This is a genomic window from Actinoplanes sp. NPDC026619, assembly GCF_040638295.1.
In the GTDB taxonomy this organism is placed as follows: Bacteria; Actinomycetota; Actinomycetes; order Mycobacteriales; family Micromonosporaceae; genus Actinoplanes.
The window spans coordinates 142,590-163,506 of the sequence record NZ_JBEZYA010000019.1; the positions used below are offsets into that span (position 1 = coordinate 142,590).

Annotated in this window: 8 protein-coding genes; 3 read left to right on the plus strand and 5 right to left on the minus strand. The window is 71.9% G+C overall.

What is annotated here, in order from left to right:
• The first annotated feature begins 188 nt into the window (after nt 1–188).
• The 3 genes from AB0E90_RS34555 (at nt 189) to AB0E90_RS34565 (ending at nt 13,312) form a co-directional block, all read left to right on the plus strand.
• On the plus strand, nt 189–2,891 hold the full coding sequence (locus tag AB0E90_RS34555; protein ID WP_360415368.1) for an Ig-like domain-containing protein: 2,703 nt from the start codon (nt 189–191) through the stop codon (nt 2,889–2,891).
• A 209-nt stretch (nt 2,892–3,100) separates the two neighbouring features.
• The gene (locus AB0E90_RS34560; RefSeq protein WP_360415369.1) at nt 3,101–12,505 is read left to right on the plus strand and encodes a LamG-like jellyroll fold domain-containing protein; all 9,405 of its coding nucleotides are present in this window, start codon (nt 3,101–3,103) and stop codon (nt 12,503–12,505) included.
• A 39-nt stretch (nt 12,506–12,544) separates the two neighbouring features.
• Nucleotides 12,545–13,312 (plus strand): hypothetical protein, encoded by a 768-nt coding sequence (locus tag AB0E90_RS34565; protein ID WP_360415371.1) that lies wholly within the window; start codon nt 12,545–12,547, stop codon nt 13,310–13,312.
• Nucleotides 13,313–13,364: 52 nt separating this feature from the next.
• Here the strand turns inward: AB0E90_RS34565 and AB0E90_RS34570 are convergent, their stop codons facing one another.
• The 5 genes from AB0E90_RS34570 to AB0E90_RS34590 form a co-directional block, all read right to left on the minus strand.
• Nucleotides 13,365–14,903, minus strand: a complete 1,539-nt coding sequence (locus tag AB0E90_RS34570; protein ID WP_360415373.1) for a M4 family metallopeptidase — start codon at nt 14,901–14,903, stop codon at nt 13,365–13,367.
• A 131-nt stretch (nt 14,904–15,034) separates the two neighbouring features.
• Nucleotides 15,035–16,774 (minus strand): ABC transporter ATP-binding protein, encoded by a 1,740-nt coding sequence (locus AB0E90_RS34575; RefSeq protein WP_360415375.1) that lies wholly within the window; start codon nt 16,772–16,774, stop codon nt 15,035–15,037.
• Entirely contained in the window at nt 16,771–18,450 is a 1,680-nt protein-coding gene (locus AB0E90_RS34580; RefSeq protein ID WP_360415495.1) for an ABC transporter ATP-binding protein, read from the minus strand. The genes AB0E90_RS34575 and AB0E90_RS34580 overlap by 4 nt, the downstream gene beginning before the upstream one ends.
• A 46-nt stretch (nt 18,451–18,496) precedes the next feature.
• A complete protein-coding gene (locus AB0E90_RS34585; RefSeq protein WP_360415377.1) occupies nt 18,497–19,972 on the minus strand; it encodes a tetratricopeptide repeat protein in 1,476 nt (491 codons plus the stop codon).
• Between the two features lie 19 nt (nt 19,973–19,991).
• A complete protein-coding gene (locus AB0E90_RS34590) occupies nt 19,992–20,858 on the minus strand; it encodes a PfkB family carbohydrate kinase (protein ID WP_360415379.1) in 867 nt (288 codons plus the stop codon).
• Nucleotides 20,859–20,917 lie beyond the last annotated feature (59 nt).

Sequence of the window (20,917 nt, forward strand, 5' to 3'; positions counted from 1 at the left end):
CAGCATTCCGATATAGACGATCCACGTCGGGCCATGCTTGTTCAATATTTACTCCTGCCCCCGCTGAATACCGAACCGGCTACCGTGATCGTAGACCGGGTGGCGGTAGTCAGCCATCCGACAGGAATGCGATACATGGTCGGGCAGCCGATAGCCATGGCCTCGATCGACGTGCGACGTTCGGCAGCATGCGCCGTCGACTGTGCTTGCTGCTGGTCCTCCTCCTCGTCCCGATCGCCGCCGCCACCCCCGCGCACGCCGCGGTCACCGCCCTGCTCAAAGTCAACTTCCAGCCGGCCGCCAGTGCCGTTCCGAGTGGCTACACCGCCGACACCGGCGCGGCCTTCACCGCCGCCCGTGGCTCGGGCTGGGTGCAGCAGGGCACGCAGACTCCGCTCGACCTGACCCGCAACACCCGCGACCGGGCCCGGTCCGGCGTCGACCCGCGCCTCAACACGATGATCCACCTGCAGTACGGCGATGTCGGCGGCGCCAGCGGCGTGCTGACCGCCGGCGCCTGGGAATACGCGGTCGCGGCCGGCACCTACCAGGTCACGGTGTCGGCCGGCGATCAGGCGCCGTACGACAGCCGGCACACGGTCAACGTCGAGGGCATCCGCGCCATCGACGGCTTCGTGTCCACCGCCGCCGCCGAGTTCAAGCAGGCCACCGCGACCGTCGTGGTCTCCGACGGGCGGCTCACCATCGACGCGGCCGGCGGGTCCAACACCAAGCTGAACTACGTCGAGATCAGCCGGGTCACCGCCGACTTCGCGCTGAAGGTCGACTTCTCCGACGCGGCCACCGCCCCGGCCGCGGGCTACGTCCGTGACTCCGGCGGCGCTTTCGCCGCCGCGCGGGGTTACGGCTGGGTGGACCTCGGCGAGGGCACCCCGGTCGACCTCACCGGCAACGGCCGCAACCGCAACCCGGCGGCCGGGCAGGCCGACGCCCGGCTGGCCACCTTCATCCACGCGCAACTGCCGGCCGGATCGGCCGGCGTGGTCACGCCCGGGCGCTGGGAGGCGGCCGTGCCGGCCGGCCTCTACACCGTGACGGTCGCGGTCGGTGACGCGGGCACGGCCGTCGACAGTGTCCACTGGGTGGGCATCGAGGACCAGAACGCGATCGCCGCGTTCCGGCCGGCGGCGGCCACCAAGTTCGCCACCGCGACCCGTACGGTCCGGGTGACCGACGGCCGGCTGACGATCAGCCCGGCCGGCGGCACGAATACCAAGTTCGCCTATGCGGATATCGCGGAGGTGCCGGGCGGCGCCACGATTCCGGCGGTGCGCACCAGCTCACCGGCCGACGGGGCGACCGGTGTGCCGCTGACGACGAGCATCGTGGAGGACCTGGTCCTGCCGAACGGTGGCGTCCGGACGGCCTCGCTGACCAGCTCGTCGGTGACGCTGACCCGGCTCGACACCGGCGCGGCCGTCCCGGCCACGGTGATCACCAGCGGTGGCGGCGACGTCATCAACCTTTCCCCGACCGCGCCCCTGGCCGCGAACACGGCCTACCGGTTCACCGTCACCGAACAGGTCACCGACGTGACCGGCAAGCCGTTCGCGCCGTACTCGATGGTCTTCACCACCGGCAGCGGCGGCACGAGCGGAACGGTCGCGTTCGACAAGGTGGCCGGCGTGGCCACCGGCGCGTCGTTCACCACCGTCCTCAAGGGACCGGACGGCCGGCTCTACGCGGGCACGCTCGACGGCCGGATCTACCGCTTCCCGATCAACACCGACGGCACCCTCGGAACACCCACGATCATCAGCACTGTACGGTCCAACGCCACCGCGCTCGGCCTGCCCGGCGCCCCGGCCCGCACCGTGATCGGGATGGCGTTCGATCCGGCGTCGACCGCGGCCGCCCCGATTCTCTGGATCACCGACAACTACGAGTTCGTCGGCCCGCTCGACGTGCCCGACTGGAGCGGCCGGATCGGCCGGTTGTCCGGGACGGATCTCACGACGTACACCTCGATGGTGGTGAATTTGCCTCGTTCGGTGAAGGACCACGAGACGAACTCGCTCGCCTTCGGGCCGGACGGCGCGATCTACCTGTCGCAGGGCGCCAACAACGCGATGGGCGCCGCCGATTCGACCTGGGGCAACCGGCCCGAACGGCTGCTCAGCGCGGCCGTCCTGCGCCTCGATCCGGCCCGCCTGCCGGCCACGCTGCCGCTGAACGTCAAGACCGAGGACGGCGGCAGCTACGACCCGTACGCGGTGAACGCCCCGCTGACGCTCTATGCCACCGGCGTACGGAATGCGTTTGATCTGGTCTGGCATCGCAATGGTCATCTGTACGCGCCGACCAACGGCTCGGCGGCGGGCGGAAGCACCCCGGCCACCCCGGCCACACTGCCGGCGTCGTGTGCGCGCCGTGGCTACACCGGACCGGCCGTGCCGGGGCTGACCGGCGTGCCGACCGCCGAGACCGACTACGTCTTCGACGTGCGGGCCGGTCGCTACTACGGCCATCCCGACCCGGTGCGCTGCGAATGGGTCCTGGCCGGTGGAAACCCGACCGCCGGCGCCGATCCGTACCAGGTCGGCGCCTACCCGGCCGGCACCCTGCCGGACGTCAACTTCGACCTGGCCGGCACGTACGACGCGGGCCTGCACGCCTCGGCCGACGGCGCGATCGAGTACCGCGGCGGCGCCCTGGACGGCAAGCTGCTGGTGGTCCGCTACTCCGACGGCCAGGACATCGAGACGTTCGACGTGGTGGCGTCCGGCGCGCTGACCAATCGGACCACCGGGATCACCGGCCTGACCGGTTTCAGTCAGCCGCTCGACGTCACCGAGGACGTGGCCACCGGCAACCTCTACGTGACCGAGCTGGGCGCCTCCCGGATCACCCTTCTCAAGCCGAGGGTCTGACCGGAGGAATGCCCGTCGATGCAGATGGTGAACAGCTACCGGTAACTCAAATGTGACGGTGCGTGGCCTCGCTCTCGATCGCGGGGCCACCACCGGTACCTGTTGATCACCGAGCGTGGAGTTTCGTGCTGGGAAGACGTATGTCGACATATCTATGTGGACTGGCTACTCTCCCGCTCGTCTGAGGTCGCCATTCGGGGGAGGCGTCGGTGGAGCGTAGAAACACGTCCAAAATTGCTGTCGCGCTGGTCTTGTCGGTCGTGATGGTCTTGTCATCCCTGGTGGCCGGCGGCTCGCCGGCCGCGGCCGATCCGGGCGGTGGGCCGGGCGCACGAAGCTCGGCGCCGAAGCAGAAAGCGGGCTCGGCCGCAGGTCGCAGCCACAAGACCGCGGCCTCGGTGACCGCCGCCAAGGGCAGTGCGACGCCGAAGACGCCGCCACCCGCACCCGCGGGAGTGGCCGCGACCGGGCCGGAGCAGAAGTTCCCCGAGCCGACGAAGCCGCAGGCCGCGCCACCGCCGAACACGCTGACGCCGGTGGCCGAGCCGAAGTCGCCCGGCGTGGTCTCCGGGTCGCGCGAGAACTCCGGCCGGCGCACCGCCAAGTCGACCGTCTTCGACAACCCCGACGGCACGCACACCATGCGGTTCTTCGAGGACACCCGGTACGTGCCGGACGCCACCGGCGAGCTGCAGCAGATCGACACCACGCTGCGTCGCGGCGCCGACAAGCGGCTCACCCCGCGGCTGGCGGCGAAGTCCTCGATCGCGCCGCGCGCCGACGACCCGGTGCTCGCCTCGGTCGACGCGGGCGGCGGCGCGAAGGTCGGCTTCCGGCTCGACGGGGCCGGGCCGGCCACCGCCGCGGTCAGCGGCGATGTGGTCTCGTTCGCCGACGTGCGCCCGGGCGCCGACCTCAAGCTGACCACGCTGTCCGACGGGTTCAAGGAGGAGATCCTCCTCGACGGGCCGGACTCCCCGGCGACCTGGCGCTTCCCGCTGGTGGTCGAGGGCCTGACCCCGTCGCTGGAGACGCCGCAGTCCGGGGTGCTCTTCAAGGACGCGGCCGGCACGGTCAAGGCGGCCATCCCGCCGGGCATCATGACCGACTCGGCGATCGACCCGAAGACCCGGCGTCCGGTCGAGTCGCGCGACGTCTATTACACCCTCGAGCGGGCCGGTGCCGGCTGGGTGCTGCGGGTCGACATCGACCAGGCGTGGCTGCACAGCAACACCCGCAAGTTCCCGGTCACGGCGGACCCGACTGTCCGGCTTCTCTCCTGGGGCGAGGACACCTTCACCGTCAGCAACGCCAAGATCGACTACTCGCTCGACCAGCTGATGGGCGTCGGCACCTTCGGCGGCGCGCAGTACGCCAGCTACCTGACCTTCGACTTCTGGGCGAAGCTGTCCTACAAGTACATCCTCGGCGCGTCCCTGAACGTCTACAACGACTCGTCGTACACCTGCACCGCCGCCTCCTCCTCGGTGTACGCCGTCCGCCAGACCTGGGGCTACGGCGTGATGGCGTGGCCGGGCAAGACGTACGACTCGGCCTCTCCGCTCGCCACCGTCAACCAGGCGAGCAAGGGCTGCGAGAACAGCAACGGCAGCACGGTCGCGGCGGGCTGGCACACCTGGCAGCTGCCCCGCGCCCGGTTCACCCGATGGGCGCACGGCGAGGACCAGCCGGTGGAGGGCTTCACCATCCGGCAGCCGTCCGGCACGACCCACCGGTGGTACGCCACGGCCAACTCGGCGATCACCACCGCGCGGCCGTACCTCGACGTCACCTACTCCGACGTCGGCGCCGACTACTCGCTGCCGACCACCACGTTCTCGCCGCCGGTGACGCCCACCGCCAAGGGCGGGATCACCGTCCGGATCAAGAAGTGGGGCGCGGCGCAGTGGACGCCGACCAACGGTTACAAGCTGGCCGTGATCGTCAAGAACTCGGCCGGTACGCAGCTGTCCCGCACGCTCTACCCGATGCCGGCGGTCGTGGAGTACACCTGGAACGTGGATGTGCCGATCGAGGTCGGCCCGGTTCCGGTCGGCACCAACTATCAACTCAAGCTGACCATGGTCACTCCCGCGGGCGTCGACTTCGACTCGTCCACCTATGCGGTGCCGGCCGGCGTCACGACCTTCAACGTCGGCAACGGCCCACCGATCCTGACCGGCACGTACCCCGCCCATAACGGGTACGTCGACAAGCTGCGCCCGGCGATCTGGGCCGGTTACAGCGACCCGGACAACTTCCCGGCCAACACGGCGGGCAAATATTCGTACCGGATCTGCAACGGCACCCCGGCCGCGCCGACCGGCTGCCAGTCCTCCGGCTTGATCACCACCGCCGCCTGGCAGGTGCCGGCCGGCGTGCTCGCCTGGAGCAAGCCGTCCTTCTGGTACGTCACGCTCACCGACACCCAGAACACCAGCCCGGAATACGGCCCGTTCTACTTCACGCCGATCGTGGCCCAGCCCGAGGTGACCAGCCACCTCGCCGGGGCGCCCGACGACGCCGACGCGCCCGGCCTGAACCCGCAGGTCGGCAACTACTCGACGACCACCACCGACGCCGCCGTGCCGGCCGTCGGGCCGGCCCTGTCGATCGAGCGCACCTACAACTCCCAGGACCCGCGCAGCGACGGCGCGTTCGGTCCCGGCTGGGCCAGCCCGCTCGACCAGCGCCTGGTGGAGGACGGCGACGGCTCCGGCAATGTGGTCGTGACCCTCTCCAGCGGCCGCACCGTGCGGTTCGGGCTGTCCGGCAGCGTCTATCAGCCGCCGCCGGGCATGAACCTCACCCTGGTGCGGGTGGCCGGGCCGCCGGTGTCGTGGATCCTGCGCGATCCGTCCGGCCAGAAGCGCACCTTCGACGAGCTCGGCCGGCTGACCACGGTCGAGGACAGCAGCGGCCGACAGCAGATCTCCACCTACGACGGCGCCAGCACGCGGCCCAATCGGATCAAGGACGAGGCCAGCGGCCGCTCGCTGTGGCCGGCCTGGACCGGCAACCGGCTCACCTCGGTCGCCACCGACCCGCCGGCGACCGGGGCCGCCGCGCCGACCTGGGCCTACACCTACGACGGCGCGAAGCTGACCCGGGTCTGCAGCCCGCTGTCGGCCACCTCCTGCACCAGCTATTCGTACGTGACCTCGTCGCACTACCGCTCGGTGGTGCTCGACGACAACCCGGCCACCTACTGGCCGCTCGGCGGCACCGCCGCCGACCTCGAGAACGTGGTGGCGCGCAGCCCCGACGAGAGCAAGGCGACCGCCCGCAACATCGTGGCCGGCCGGCCCGGGGCGCTGGCCGGGTCGCCGGACGGCGCGCTCGGCTTCACCGGCGCGACGGACAGCTTCGTGGCACTGCCGGAAGCCCTGCTGGCCCCGTCGGTGGCGTTCAGCATCGAGCTCTGGTTCAAGGCCCCGGCCGGCAAGACCGGTGTGCTCTTCGGCACCCAGACGGTCCCGATCCCCACCGTCCCGGCCGGCGGGTGGGCGCCCAACCTGACCATCGACACCGACGGCAAGCTGCGCGGTTACCAGTGGACGGCCGGTGGCACGGCGTCCAGCCCGATGGTGTCGCCCGGCACGGTCAACAACGGCGCCTGGCACCACGCGGTGCTCACCATGGCCGTCGACAAGCAGATCCTCTACCTGGACGGCGCCAAGGTCGGCGAGATCTCCGGCAAGGTCGTCGACCACTTCGGGATGAACCGGCACTTCCTCGGCAACGGCTACACCAAGAACTGGCCCGGGATGGCGGCCGGTTACTTCCCCTTCACCGGTGACATCGACGAGGTCGCCGTATACCGGCACCCGCTGTCGGTCAACCAGGTCAAGGCCCACTACGACGCCCAGATCGCCACGTCGCGGCTGAGCGCCGTGGTGGAGCCCGGGCCGTTCACCGCCACCACCGCCGGGTACGACCACGCGACCGGCCGGGTCACCACGATGACCGACCGCAACGGCGCGACGTGGACGCTCGGCGCGCCGGCCGTGGGCGACCGGGTCCGCGTCGTCACGCTGTCATCGTCGGCGCGCGACGCCATCGCCTACACCTACGACGCCGACCACAACGGCCGCCTCGTCGTGCGCACCGACGGGTCCGGCACCGCTGACTGGGAGTACGACGCCAACGGGTTCACCTTCAACTACACCGACCCGAACAATCACACCCGGTACTTCTTCTCCGACGCCCGCGGCAACCGGACCAGCGACGCCGTCTCCTACAACGGCGACTGGCGCTACCGCTACTACGCCTACCAGGTCACGACGGATCCGCTGGATCCCCGCAACGACCAGCTTCTCTGGGCGAGCGACGGCCGGGACAACGGCTCGAGCTCCGACGAGCACCGCACCTGGTTCTACCGCGACGCCAAGGGCCGCCCGACCGCGGTGATCAAGCCCAAACTGCCGGGGCAACTGGACTGGACCGCCCGGGAGGACATCACCTACACCGCCGGCACCGAGGCCGCGATCGGCGGCGGCACCACCCCGCCCGGCCTGGTCGCGACCGAGTCGCAATTCTCCGGCGGCGTGACCCGGCACTACTACAACAGCGTGGGCGACCGGGTGAAGTCGGTCGACCCGGTCGGCCTGACCACCGAGGTGAGCTACGACGCGATCGGCCGGCCGACCACGTCCAAGGTCACCGGGACGGTGGACGGCGCCACCGCCGACTACGGGACCACGGTCACCACCTACAACGCGGCGTCGCTGCCCGAGACCCTGACCGAGCCGGGCCTGGCCAACCCGATCACCGGGGTCACGCACACCGCCCGTACGAAGTACACCTACGACGTGAGCGGCCGGACCACCCAGGTCGACACCAGCGACACCACCGGCGGGGACACCGTCCGGACCTGGAAGACCGGTTACGACCCGGCCGGCCGGATCACCTCGTCGACCACCCCGGACGGCGCCGTCACCACCAGCGAATGGGACCCGGCCGGCGCCAAGGTGCGCGAGACCCGTCCCGGCGGGCAGGTCGCCGAGTACAAGTACGACGACCGTAACCAACTGGTCGAGACCGCCGTGACCGGCGCCGGCGTGGACCCGATGGACCCGGCGGCCACCCGCCTGGTGCAGGAGTCCCGGGCCTACGATCCGGCGGGGCAGCTCGCCTCGGTGGTCGACGCGATGGGCCGGGAGACGGCGTACACGTACTACGAGACCGGCCTGGTCGAGAGCATCAAGCACGTCACCCGCAACGCCAACGGCACGGTCGCGTCCACGGTGCTGCAGCAGCAGAACGTCTACGACTACGCGGGCAACGTGGTGCGCCGCACCGAGGCCGGCGGCGTCGTGCGCGACTACCTGTACGACAACCTCGGCAACGTCATCCAGGAGGTGCTCGACCCGGCCGGGCTGATGCGCTCCACGTCGTACCAGATGCGCGGCGACGGCCAGGCCGCTTCGGTGGTGGCCGGCAACGGCCTCGCGGTCGACGTCGACACGCCCGGCGAGAAGGCGGTGCTGACCGACAGCGGATCGCTGATCGACGGCTCCCGCGCCCGCTACGCCGACGGCGCCACCTCGTTCACCTACAAGTTCGCGCTGCCGGCGGACACCACCGGCGCCAGCCTGATCACCGACATCGCCAACCAGTTCCTGGTCGAGACCAGCCCCGACAACAGCACCTGGACCAAGGTTCTGGAGGAGACCCAGGACATCCGTAACGGCTCGAACCGGGCCATCCGCACGATCGACCTCGGCCCGGCGCTCGCCGCCGGCAAGACGATCTACCTGCGGGTCCGCGACAGCCAGCCGGCCAACGGCTGGGGTGGCCGGGTGCGGCGGTCGGAACTGCGGTTCCAGCGGGCCGGCGCGCCCGCCGAGGCGGCCTCGTTCGGCTACGACGCGATGGGCCGGAACACGGCCACGACGCTGACCGACCCGGCGGCGAGTCCGCAGGCGCTGGTCACCACGATCAAGCGTGACCCGCGCGGCCTGCAGACCTCGGTCACCGATCCGGCGGGCGCGGTGACGGCGTACGCCTACGACAAGTCCGGCCGGCTCGAACGGACCGCCGAGCCGGCGCGGCCGGTGTGGCGCAACGGCGTGGCCACCGACAACCTTGCTCCGACGTCGGTGGTGGGCCACAACACGTTCGGCGAGACGACGGAGATCCGCGACGCCAACGACGCGATCGTGCGTACGGTCCTGGACGCGGCGGGCCGCCAGGTCCAGAGCATCCTGCCCTCGTACACCCCGCCCGGCGGCACCATGATCACGCCGGTTGCGAAGACCGAGTACGACGACCGCGGCCTGCCGAAGACCAGGACCGACCCGCTGGGCCGGGTCACCGGCTACGAGTACGACAAGAACGGCTGGCTGGCCAAGGTCACCGAGCCGGACCCGGATGGCGACGGTCCGAAGACGGCGCCGGCCACACAGTACAAGCGCAACCGGCTGGGTGAGGTGCTCGAGACCGTCGACCCACTCGGCGCCCGGCGGCTGGCCACCTACGACGACCGGGGCAACCAGCTCACCGACACGGTGACCGAGCGGTCCGGCGGCACCACGTACTACTACACGACCACGATGACGCCGGACGACCGTGGCCGGACCACCTCGGTCATCACCCCGCTGAACCACACGACGGCCACCGCCTACGACACCGCCGACGAGAAGGTCAAGGTCACCGACGCGGACGGGGTGATCTCCGAGTTCCGGTACAACGCGACCGGCCGCACCGTCGCCGAGATCGTCGGCGGCACGCTGGCGACCGGGTACACGTTCGACGGCCTGGGCCGCGCCACCGCGGTCACCGGCCACACGGTCAGCGGCGGGGTGCTTTCCGCCCCGCTGCGGACCAGCCGGACGAGCTACGACCGGGACAGCCGGGTGTCCCGGTCGACCAGCGCCGAGGGCCGGACCACCGACTACACCTACGATGCCGGCGGTCAGATGCGCACGGTCATCCAGCTGCGGGTGACCGGCGATCCGGCGACGGCGATCACGGTGAAGGTCGACTACGACGCGGTGGGCAACCGCACGCGTACGACCGACGCCGGCAACAACGTCACCGAGTCGCGCTACAACGACTGGGGCGCCGAGATCGAGGTGCTGGAGCCGGCCACCGCCGCGCACCCGGCCGCCGCCGACCGCACCTGGACCACGGTGTACGACAAGGGCGCGCAGGTCGTCCGGGCCGCCCTGCCCGGCGGGGTGACGGTGGACCGCGTCTACGACGGGCTCGGCCAGATCACCACCGAGTCGGGCAGCGGGGCCGAAGGAGCGACCACCACCCGGTCGTTCGACTACGACGCGGCCGGCCACGTGGTGAAGGCCGGCACCTCCGGTGGGGACAACACCTACGGCTGGAACGACCGCGGCCTGCTCACCGACGTGACCGGGCCGGGCGGGACCGCGGCGTACGGCTACGACTCCGCCGGGCGGCTGACCACCCGTACCGACGGGGCCGGATCCGCGACGTTCACCTACACCGGCGCGGCCCGGCTCAAGACCGTGACCGACCCGCTGGTCTCGAAGACGCTCACCTACACCTATCGCCCCACCGGCGAGGTCCAAGGGGTGTCGCAGGGCACCGGGGCGGCCTCGCGCAGTTACGGGTACGACACTCTCGGCCGGCTGGCGAGCGACACCCTGACCAAGGCGAACGGCACCCAGTCCGCCAAGGTCACCTACGGCTACGACAACGACGACCTGCTTACCGCCGCCACCCCGGCCGGCATCACCGGTGACGGCGCCAACGGCTACGGATACGACGGTCTCGGCCGGCAGACGTCGTGGATCCGGCCGGACGGCTCGACCGTCGCGTACGGCTACGACAACGCGTCCAACCGCACCACGGTCACCACCGGCACGAGCACCCGGACGTCCACCTTCGACCAGCGCAACCGGCTGCTGACCGAGACCGGCGGCGGCGAGCCCGACCTGTCCAGCACGTGGTCGGCGCGCGGCACGATCCGCAGCTCCACGCAGGACGGCAGCACGACGAACTACACGTTCGACGCGTTCGAGCAGATGACCAAGGCGGCCGACCCCGGCTACACCGTCAACTACGCGTACGACTCGCTCGGCCGGGTGGCCACTCGCAACGGCATCGCCTTCGGGTACTCCGACCTCAGCAACTCGCCGGTCCTCGTGCCCGGCGAGGGGTCGGCGCCACGCGGCCAGATCTTCCGTGATCCCGAGTCGCGGCCGCTGTCGGCCACGCTCGACGGCAGCCCCGGCCGCAGCCTCTTCACCGACGCCCGGCACGGCGACGTGCGCGGCTGGTACGACCCGGCCGACGGCGGCCTGAACCGGTCCGCGGTCTACGACCCGTCCGGCGAGGTGGTCGCCTCCTCGGCCGACCGGCTCCCGCTCGGGTTCCAGGGCGGCTGGTCCGACCCGCAGACCGGCCTGCTCAACGCGAACGCCCGCTGGTACGACCCGGGGGCGGGCTCCTTCACCTCGCGCGACACCTGGGCCCTCGCGCCCGACCCGGTGGCGCAGGGCAACCGGTACGGGTACGGCAACGCGAGCCCGCTGAACAACGTCGACGCGGACGGACACAACCCGCTCGTCCTGCTCGGCGGCGTGTTCCTCGGCTCCAACCCGGTCGGCTGGGGCGTCCTCGCCGTGGTCGCGGTCGTCGGCACCGGCGTGGTGGTCTACCAGGGCTACAAGTGGAACGAGAACCGGCAGTGGGCCAACAGCGCGAGCAGCTGGGACGGCCCGGCCACGGCCACCCAGACGAACTCGTACGCGTACGCCCAGAACGACTACGCGACCCGGCTCAACACGGCCGCGCAGACCCAGGCGGCGGCCGCGCGGGCCCAGGCCTACGCCAACTATCAGCAGGCGGCCACGCAGGCGCGGATCAACGCCCGGGTGGCCGAGATGACGGCCGCGTACAACCAGTATCTCCAGGCCCGGATCGACGCCGCGCGGGCCGAGGCGGCCCGGAAGTTCGCCGAGGCGGAAGCCAAGATCGAGGCCGACCGCAAGGCGTACGACATCCGGCAGGCGGCCGACAAGGCGGCGGCGATCAAGGCCGCCACCCCGGGCCCGGTCGGCACCACGGTGGTCAAGCCGCCGGCGGCGGTGGCCCTGGTCGGCGGCGCCGGACTGGTGACGAACATCGGCGGGACGACCCAGCTGCCCGGCACGGTGTTCGCCGGCAGCGACGGCGCCGACGCACCGAACACCGCGGCCGCGGCCGGCGCGGTGGCCGCCACCGACGGACTGCAGATCGCCGGTACGGGTGACCCGTCGGGCTGTGACAACGATCCCCGGGAGATCATCTCGAACGTCGCCCAGGGGGTCGCCGACGAGGGCTTCGAGTCGATCGACGCCGACTTCAGCGACGCGCAGCGGGCGAGGCACGACGAGGAGGGCTGGCGGATCTGGCGGTCGCGCGGACACGTCGTGCACGACCGCACGTTCGCCCAGCTGGAGACCGATTACCCGGGCCGGTTCAAGTACTACCGGCGGGGCGTCGACTTCTTCGACACGCTGACCAAGAAGTGGATCGAGCTGACCACACCCGGCGCCGTGTCGAGTCACAAGGCCAAGGGCAAGGACCCGACCAAGTCGAACTACGACCCGAAGTACCTCACCTGCGATTACGGCACCTACAACTGGAAGAAGTGATCTCGGTAGAGTGACGGGCGGCGGTAGGGAGGCTGGAGCATGGAGGGGTTGGTCCTCACCCACGAGCACGTGACCGGCATCGACTATTCGGGCCTGTCGACGGACCAGTTCAGTGCGCAGGGCTGCACGTTCGAGGACTGCAAGTTCGACCGGGCCAAGGTGGGCAGCGCGTCCTTCGGCGCGGGAACGGAGCAGTCGCAGTACCTCCGCTGCTCCTTCGACCGCGTCTCGCTCACCTTCCTCGGCGGCTTCGCCCGCTTCGTCGGCTGTACCTTCCGCAACGCCCGCTTCGTCCGGCCGAACGCCGACTATCTCGAGTTCGTGGACTGCACGTTCACCGGGAAGATCACCGGCCTCGAGATGCGCGGCGCCCCGCACGGGGGACAGGCGCGTTATGACGCCAGCCTCCGGTCGTTCGCCCGCCGGGGCCTGCCGGAACCACCCGGTTACCGGGAGCTGGCGTTGCGGGAGAGCAACCAGATCCGGGGCAACGACTTCACCGACGCCGTACTCGTCAAGGTGTTCTTCCGTTTCGGGGTCGACCTCGCCGCCCAGAAGTTGCCGGCCGACGGCGACCACCTCTACCTGCCGGACGCCGGCGCGGCGGTGCGGCGGGCCGTCGCCGCGCTGGCGCCGGACCCGTCCGAGGTGGCCGGCCAGGCCCGGTTCTTCCTGGAGGACGTGCTGCAGCGCGAGATCGATTTCGGGCAGCGGCAACTGCTGGTGAACCCGAAGAACTTCGAGCGCCGCGACGGCCTTCCACCGCACATCCGGCTCGCCATCGAACAGCTGAGATCACCCGCCTGACCGGGTCACGTGACGGCGGGGCGCCGGAGGTGGCCTCCGGCGCCCCGGATCGTCAGGCGTTACAGGTCGGCTCGTCGTTCTGGGCCGGCACCGACACCGCGTCCCACGCGGCCTTGACCGTGTCGAACTCGGTGCAGCTGCCCGCGAACAGGGTCTTGGCCGCCTGCAGCGTCAGCACCCGGTACTGCAGGTAGGACGAGTTCGAGTTCTTCAGCAGCATCGCGTTGAACATGATCTTGATGGCGTTCTCGATGCCGAGGCCGGTCACCGTGCTGTTGTTGCAGGTCGGGCTGGCGCCTTGGCCGTTGCCGTCGGTGCCCTGCGACAGCAGGAAGAACCAGTGGTTGCCCGGGCCGGCGGCCGCGTGCACCTCGTCCTGCTCGGTCTGCGCGGAGAAGCAGTTGTCGGCGCCGAGCGACGACGGGTCGCGCATGTCCCGGATCGGCCCGTCGCCGACCAGGTCGACCTCTTCGCCGACGGTGAAGTCCGGCTTGTCGTTCGGGCTGTTGATGAACGCCTCGGTGGCCGCGCCGATGGTGTCGGCGACGAACTCCGAGGTGTTGCCGCCGGAGATGCCACCGGGCGTGGTGGCGTCGATGGCGTGACCCAGCTCGTGGCCGACCACGTCGGCCGAGCCGAGGAACTCACGCTTGGTGTTGAAGCCGATCTGCACCTGACGGCCGTCGAAGAACGCGTTCTGGTCCTGCAGGCCGACGCGCAGCGGGAAGGAACCGCCCTGACCGTCCTGGCCGTCCCGGTCGAGCCACTGGGCCAGCATCTCGTTCTGCTTCTGCGCCACGAAGAACGAGTCGACGCAGCCGGTCTCCCGCTCGGTCCCGTCACCGTTGCCGTACGTGTTGTCCTGGCTGGTGAAGGTCTGGTTGTCCGCGGCGTCCTGGCACACCAGCCCGGTGATCTGCGGATCCTGCAGGCGGCCCTCGTCGGTCTCGAACTGCACGTCGCCGTAGATGGCGCCGGTGCCGGACGCGGTCACCTCGGTGATGTGCTCGGTCGTGCCGAGCACCTTGCCGGTCAGGGCGTCGACCCGCACGGTGAGCCGGCTGCGGCCGTCGGCGCCGGTGCCGTCCACGGTGGCCGACCAGGCCAGTCGCGCGGTCTTGCCGGTCGCGTCCACCACCAGCGTGGTGTCCTCGACGGCGCTCACCGTCTTCAGCTGCGCCTTCGCGATCCTGGTCGCCTTGGCCGCGGACAGTTCCGGGGTCACCGACAGCTCGCCGATGCCGGCCGACTGCGCGACCGAGGTGTAGGTCGCCTGGCCCGCGGCATCCGTCTGCACGACCAGGTCACCACCCTCGACCGCCACGCCCTTGTAGGTGCGGGCGTAGGGGACGTAGGTGATGCTGTGGTAGGTCAGCGGCGCCTGCTGCTGGAACGCGTCGTACTTGCCGGCGTGCAGCCCTTGCGGCCGGCTCGCCACCACCCGCGCGGCAGTGGCCTTGGCCAGCGCGACCGGGTCACCGCCCGCCGGGGAGGTCTGTTCCGCCGAGGCCGAGTGGGATAGCACGGCCATGGTCAGCGATCCGGCTGTCGCGGTCGCCAGCACGATGATCAGGGGGATCTTTCGTTTCAACGTGGGTGCACTCCGTTCCCTGCCCTCGAGGGGAGAAGGCAGGATCGAGGCCCGGCGGCGGGCGATTTCCGCCGGGCTGACCAGTCGCCAAGGCTAGACATCGACGAGGGTCAACGGCCATGAAGTTTCCCTTAAGTCGACGGACGCGCTGACCACGCCGCCCACAGCTCGGCGTAACGGCCGCCCGCGGCGATCAGGTCGGGGTGCGGTCCGCTCTCGACGACCTGGCCGTGCTCCATGACGACGACGCGGTCGGCGGACGCCGCCTGAGTGAGGCGGTGGGCAACCACGAGCGCCGTGCGTCCCCGCAGCGCGGCCGCGGCCGCCTGTTCCAGATCACGGGCCCCGGCGCTGCCCGCCTCGGCGGTCGCCTCGTCCAGCACCACCACCGGCGGATTCAGAAGAACAACCCGGGCAAGGGCCAATTGCTGCGCGTACGCCGCGGTCAGCTGATGCCCGCCACTGCCGACCACGGTGTCGATCCCGTCCGGCAGCTCGCGCACCCACCAGAGCGCGCCGACCGTGCTCAGCGCCGCGGTGACCTCGTCGTCCGAGGCGTGCGGGCGGGCCAGCCGCAGGTCCTCGGCGAGCGGGCCGGTGAACACGTGGGTCTCCTGGCTGACGATCGCGACCGTGTCGGCGGGCAGCTCGGTCACCGGAACCCCGCCCACCGTGGCCTGCCCCGAGCCGGGCCGCAGGAGGCCGGCGGCCAGCGAGGCGGCGGTGGTCTTGCCCGCACCGGTCGAGCCGACCAGCGCGACCACCTCGCCCGGCTCAATCCGCAGGCTGACGCCGCTCAGCACCGGCGTGACGCCGTCGTAGCTGAAGCTGACGTCGCTCAGCACCAGCTCCCGGCCGGCCGGCGCGGTGCCGCCGTCGCGGAGTTCGACGTCCATGTCGAGGACGCCGACGAGCCGGGCCAGGCTGGCGCCCGCGTCCTGCACCATGTCGAACGTGACCATCAGCAGGGCGACCGGATTGAACAGGCGGTGGAACAGCAGCGCCGCCGCGGACACCTCGCCGACGGTGACGGCCTCGTTGCGGACGAGGAGGAAGCCCACCACCAGAACCGCGCCGAGACCGGTCAGTTCGGCGCGGTTGATCCGGCCGACGAAGCGGGTGTACAGCGCGAACACGTTGATCGAGATGTCCCGGGCCCGGGCCGACAGACTGTCGATGCCGGCCAGGTGCCGGTCCTCCAGGCGGTAGGCGTGCACCGTCGGGACACCCTGCATGCTCTCGACGAAGGCCTGGGACCGCTCGGCGATGGCCACCCGTTCGGCCGCGTAGGACGGGGCGGCGTGCGGGAGGTACCAGCGCAGCGCGATCGCGTAGAGCGGGACGGCGGCCGCGCCGGCCAGGCCGAGGCGCCAGTCGATGCCGATCATCGCGGCCAGGCTGATGCCGGCGAGCAGCAGCGCCGAGATCATGCCGGGCAGGACCTCGGAGACGGCCCGGTCGATGGCGGCGATGTCCGCGCTGACCCGGGAGAGCAGGTCGCCACGGCCGGCCCGGTCGAGCACCTGGGCGGGCAGGCGCAGGGCGGTGGCGATCGTCCGCTCGCGCAGGCCGGCCAGGATCTGTGAGCCCAGCCGGCCGGTCAGGTAGCCGCCGGCCGCGGTCGCGGCGCCACCGGCCACGGCGGCGGCCCCGATGACCACCGCGACTCCGACGATGGCGCCGGTGTCGCCGCCGGCCCGGATCCGGTCGACGAGCAGGCCCAGGGCGTACGCCGGGACGGTCGAGGCCGCGGCGGCCAGCAGCCCGGTGACCAGGGTGAGCGTCGCGGCGGTCCGGCGGGTCCGCAGTTCGGCGAACAGCCAGGCCCGGCGCTCGCGCGGATCGGCGACCGGAAGGAGCTGGGTCGTCATCGCAGGACCGCCCGCCGGTAGGTGTCGTCGCGGGCGCTGAGCTCGGCGTGCACGCCCTCGGCGGTGACCGCTCCGGCCCCGATGACGACGATCCGGTCGGCGGCGGCCAGCATCGCCGGGCTGCTGGTGATCACGACGGTGCCGAAGCCGGCGTCCGGCCCGTGCCGCAGCGCCCGGATGCCGGCGGCGATGGCGTGTTCGGTGACGGCGTCCACCGCGGTCGTCGGATCGTGCAGGACGAGCAGCGGCGGCCGGGCGAGCAGCGCGCGGGCCAGGGCGACGCGCTGGCGCTGGCCGCCGGAGAGATTCGCGCCGCGTTCGGCGATCGGCGCGTCGGCGCCCACCCCGCCCGCGGCCGCGGCCCGCATCACCTCGGCGAGCGGCTCGGCGCCGCCGCCGTGCACGTCCACGTTCGAGACCAGGGAGCCGGTGAACAGGTCGGTGCGGTGCGGCTCGACGTGCAGCAGGCGGCGGGCCCGGCTCCGGTCCACGGTCTCGAGGCGTTCGCCGCCGAGGAGCAGTTCGCCCTCGTACGCGTCGGGCACCGTCAACAACCGCACCAGCGCCTCGGCCTCGGCCGGCCGGTAGGCGACGACACCGACGAACTCGCCCGGCCGCACGTGCAGGTCGAGGCCGTCCAGCGGGCCGTACCGGACGCCGCGCAGGCGCAGTTCGCACCGCCGGCCGGACGGGTCGGCGGCGCCGTCGGGCAGGACCAGCCCGGCGCCGGTGACCGAGGCGACGCGGTCGGCGGAAGCGCGGGCCGCGGCGTACCAGCGCGGAACGATGGCGAGCGTGCCGAACGGCTCGATGAGGAACTGGGCAGACCCGATCACCGTGATGAACTGCCCGACCGTGATCCGGCCGGTCAGCGCGAACCAGCCGGCGGCGATCGCGATGCCGCAGGCCAGCAGCGTGCTCAGCATCGTCGAGGCGCCCTGGTAGGCGTTCTGCGCGCGGGCGGCGGCGAGGGTGGCGGCCAGCGACTGGCGGCTGACCACCCGGTAGCGCTCGGCCGCGGCGTCCTGCGCCCCGATGCCGCGCAGCGGGCGCAGCCCGGTGACCAGGTCGGTGGCCAGCGCGGTGGCCCGGCCGGCCTGATCCTGCTGCTCCCGGATCCGGTTCGCGATCAGCGGCGCGGCGCGGTTCAGGGCGACCAGCATGATCGGCGTCGCGACCAGCACGACCAGGCCGAGCGGCGCCGAGATGAACAGCAGCGTGCCGGCGCTGACCACCACGGCCAGCACCGCGCTGATCACCCGCGGGATGTGGTCGAGCACGTACGACGTGTAGTCGGCGTCGGTGGTGGAGATGGTGAGCAGGTCGCCGGCCGGACGGTCGGTGCGCACGATGCGCGGGTGCAGGATCTTCGCCGCCACCTCGACCCGCAGCCGGTGGCCCTCCTCGGCGATGGCCCGTTGCAGGTTCCGCGCGCTGAACCGGTACGACACCGCGAGCGCCACGAACAGCAGGACGAGGACGCCGACCCAGGTCACCAGCGCGGCCACCCGGCCGGTCTCGACGGCCCGGTCGATGATCACCCCGATCAGAATCGGCACCAGGGCCGCGGAGATCTGATAGAGGCCGGCCAGGACGGTTCCGAGCCAGAGGCGCCGGCCGTTGCGGGCGACCGCCCGTCGCAGGATCGCGGTGCCCGGCTTCGCATTGGTGGACAGCGCAGTTCCCCTTACTCAAAGATCAAGTAAGGTTACCCTAATGACTTCAGCCGGCGACCTGGCGGCTGAACTCAGCCTGGCCGGCCCGGACGACCTCGTCGAACCGCTCGGCCTCGTCGCCGGCCGGCTCCCGCTGGAAGTCGGCGTCGATCACGAAGTTGTTGCCGACGATCCGCACGTCGAACCGGCCGAGCAGGTCGGCCGGCAGGCGCGACATCACGAAGTCGCGGAACCCCTCCTCGACGGCCGCTCGCAGACCGGCACAGTCACACTCCCGGTCGTCGAGGATCGCGACCAGGTGGCTCCGAGCGGCGCCGGCGGCCTCGTCGCGCGGTTCCAGCACGGACAGGCACTCCTCCAGCGCGGTGCGGGCCTCGGCCCGCCGGCCCAGGTGCTGCAGGCCGATGCCGTACGCCGCGGCGACATGCCCGAGCAGCACCGGGTCATCGCCGTCGCGGGCGGCGGCGGACGCCTCGCCGAGCCGCTCGGTGGCCGGCTCGGGCTTCCCGGCAGCCTGCAGCGCCAGCCCCCAGTCGAACAGCGCCTGGCCGATGAGGCCGGCGTGACCGGTCCGCTCGGCGCGGGACGCCGCATCCTCGTACCGCAGCAGGCTCTTGTCGGTCTCGCCGGCGTCGCCGAGCGCCTCGGCGATGCTGATCGTCGCGGCCAGCGCCTCCTCCACGCGGTCCTGGCGGTCGTAGGAGGCGAGCACCCGCCGCAGCGCCGCGACCCGGCCGTTGTGGTCGCCGCGCTCGCCGGCCGCGACGGACAGGGCGCTGAACGCGTCGACGGTGGACGGGTGGTCCGGCCCGAGACGGGTGCGCAGCGCGTTGGCGAGGTGGGCGAGGAACAGGTAGGCGGCGTCCGGGTCGATGCCCTGCCGCACCCGGATGGCCGCGATCGTGGCGACCTGCTCCACCACGTGGTCGGGCAGCTCGTGCAGCCCCGGGAAGAGCGGACCGGAGTGACCGCCGGCCTGGCGGATCACCCCGCGCAACGCGACCGAACTGGCGATCCGCTGGTGCCCGGCGCGGTCGAAGATCGGCACCGCCTCCTCGATCGCGGCCAGCGCCCCGGCGTGATCGCCGAGGCGCAGCAGCACGTCGGCGAGGGGTTCCAGGCCGGCCGCGTACCCGACGTGGTCGGGGCCGTAGAACTCGAGCCGGCCGGCCCGTGACTCCCGCAGCGCCTCGGCGCCCTCCTCGAGCCGCCCGCTGAGGGTGAGCGCGATGCCGAGGTTGAGCTGGTGGCCGAGCCGGTGCTGCGGTTCGCCGCCCGGCGGGACCGGCACCGACACCGCCGCCCGGAAGCATTCGACCGCCCAGGCCGGCTGGTCGGCGCGCAGCAGCACGTTGCCCATGTCGGACTGGGCCGCGGCCCAGGCGGCGCTGTGCTCACCGTGCAGCTGGCCGGCCCGGCGCACGGCCCGCTTCATCATCGCCTCGGCTTCCTCCACCCGATCGGCCCGCAGCAGCACCAATGCCTCGTGGACCAGGCTCACGGAGGCGGAGGAAGCGTTCATGGCCGGGCAGTGTAGCCGCTCATCCGGCCAGCAGCCCGCGGTCGGGCATGACGCTCATCGGGCCTTCGGTGCGGATGGCCTCCGTCGCGACCCGCACGCCGGCGCGGGCCGCGTCGACCGGGTCCGCGCCGGCCAGCGCCGCGGCGATGAACCCGGCCGCGAACGCGTCGCCGGCGCCGTCGGTGTCCACCACCTCGACCGGGAGCGCGTCGATGTGCACCGACCCGGACTCGTCGGTCACCGTTGCGCCGCCCGCCCCGAACGTGGTGCACACCGTCGCCCCGTCGGCGACCAGGGCGGACGCGTCCACCCTGAGCGCCGCCAGCTCGCCTTCGCCGGCCAGCACGACGTGGGCGAGTCCGAGGGCCTCGACCACCGCCTCCCGGGCCGTCCGGTCCAGGGACTCGGGCCGCACGTTCGGGTCGATCGAGATCCGGGCGCCGGCCGCCCGGGCCCGGTGCAGAGCGGTGAGGGCCGTGCCGGCGAGCGGCTCGCCGAAGATCAGCGCCGAGCCGGACAGGTGCAGCCAGCCGGCGCGCTCCGGCAGGTCGGCCAGGTCCGGCCCGGCGACCTGGATCGCCGCCGAGTCGCTGACCCGCAAGTCGAACTCGCGCGCCGCGCCGCGATAGGTGATGTACGCGGTCGCGGTCGGCGCTTTGCCGGACACCACGAGGTGGCTGATGTCCACCCCGCCGGCGGCCAGCCCGTCGGCCATCACCGTGCCGTGGTCGTCGCGCCCGACGGCGCCGACGAAGACGGTCGGCACCCCGAGCCGGCCGGCGACATAGGCGGCGATCGCCGGCGAACCGCTCGGCCACGGGCCGGTGTAGTGCTCGCGGCCCGTCCGGTGGAAGGCGACGATGGCCTCGCCCACGATCAGCAACATGTTCGGTCCTCAGATCCGGGCCGGCGCTTCCCAGCCCGTCCGTGCCCAGGATCGGCGCT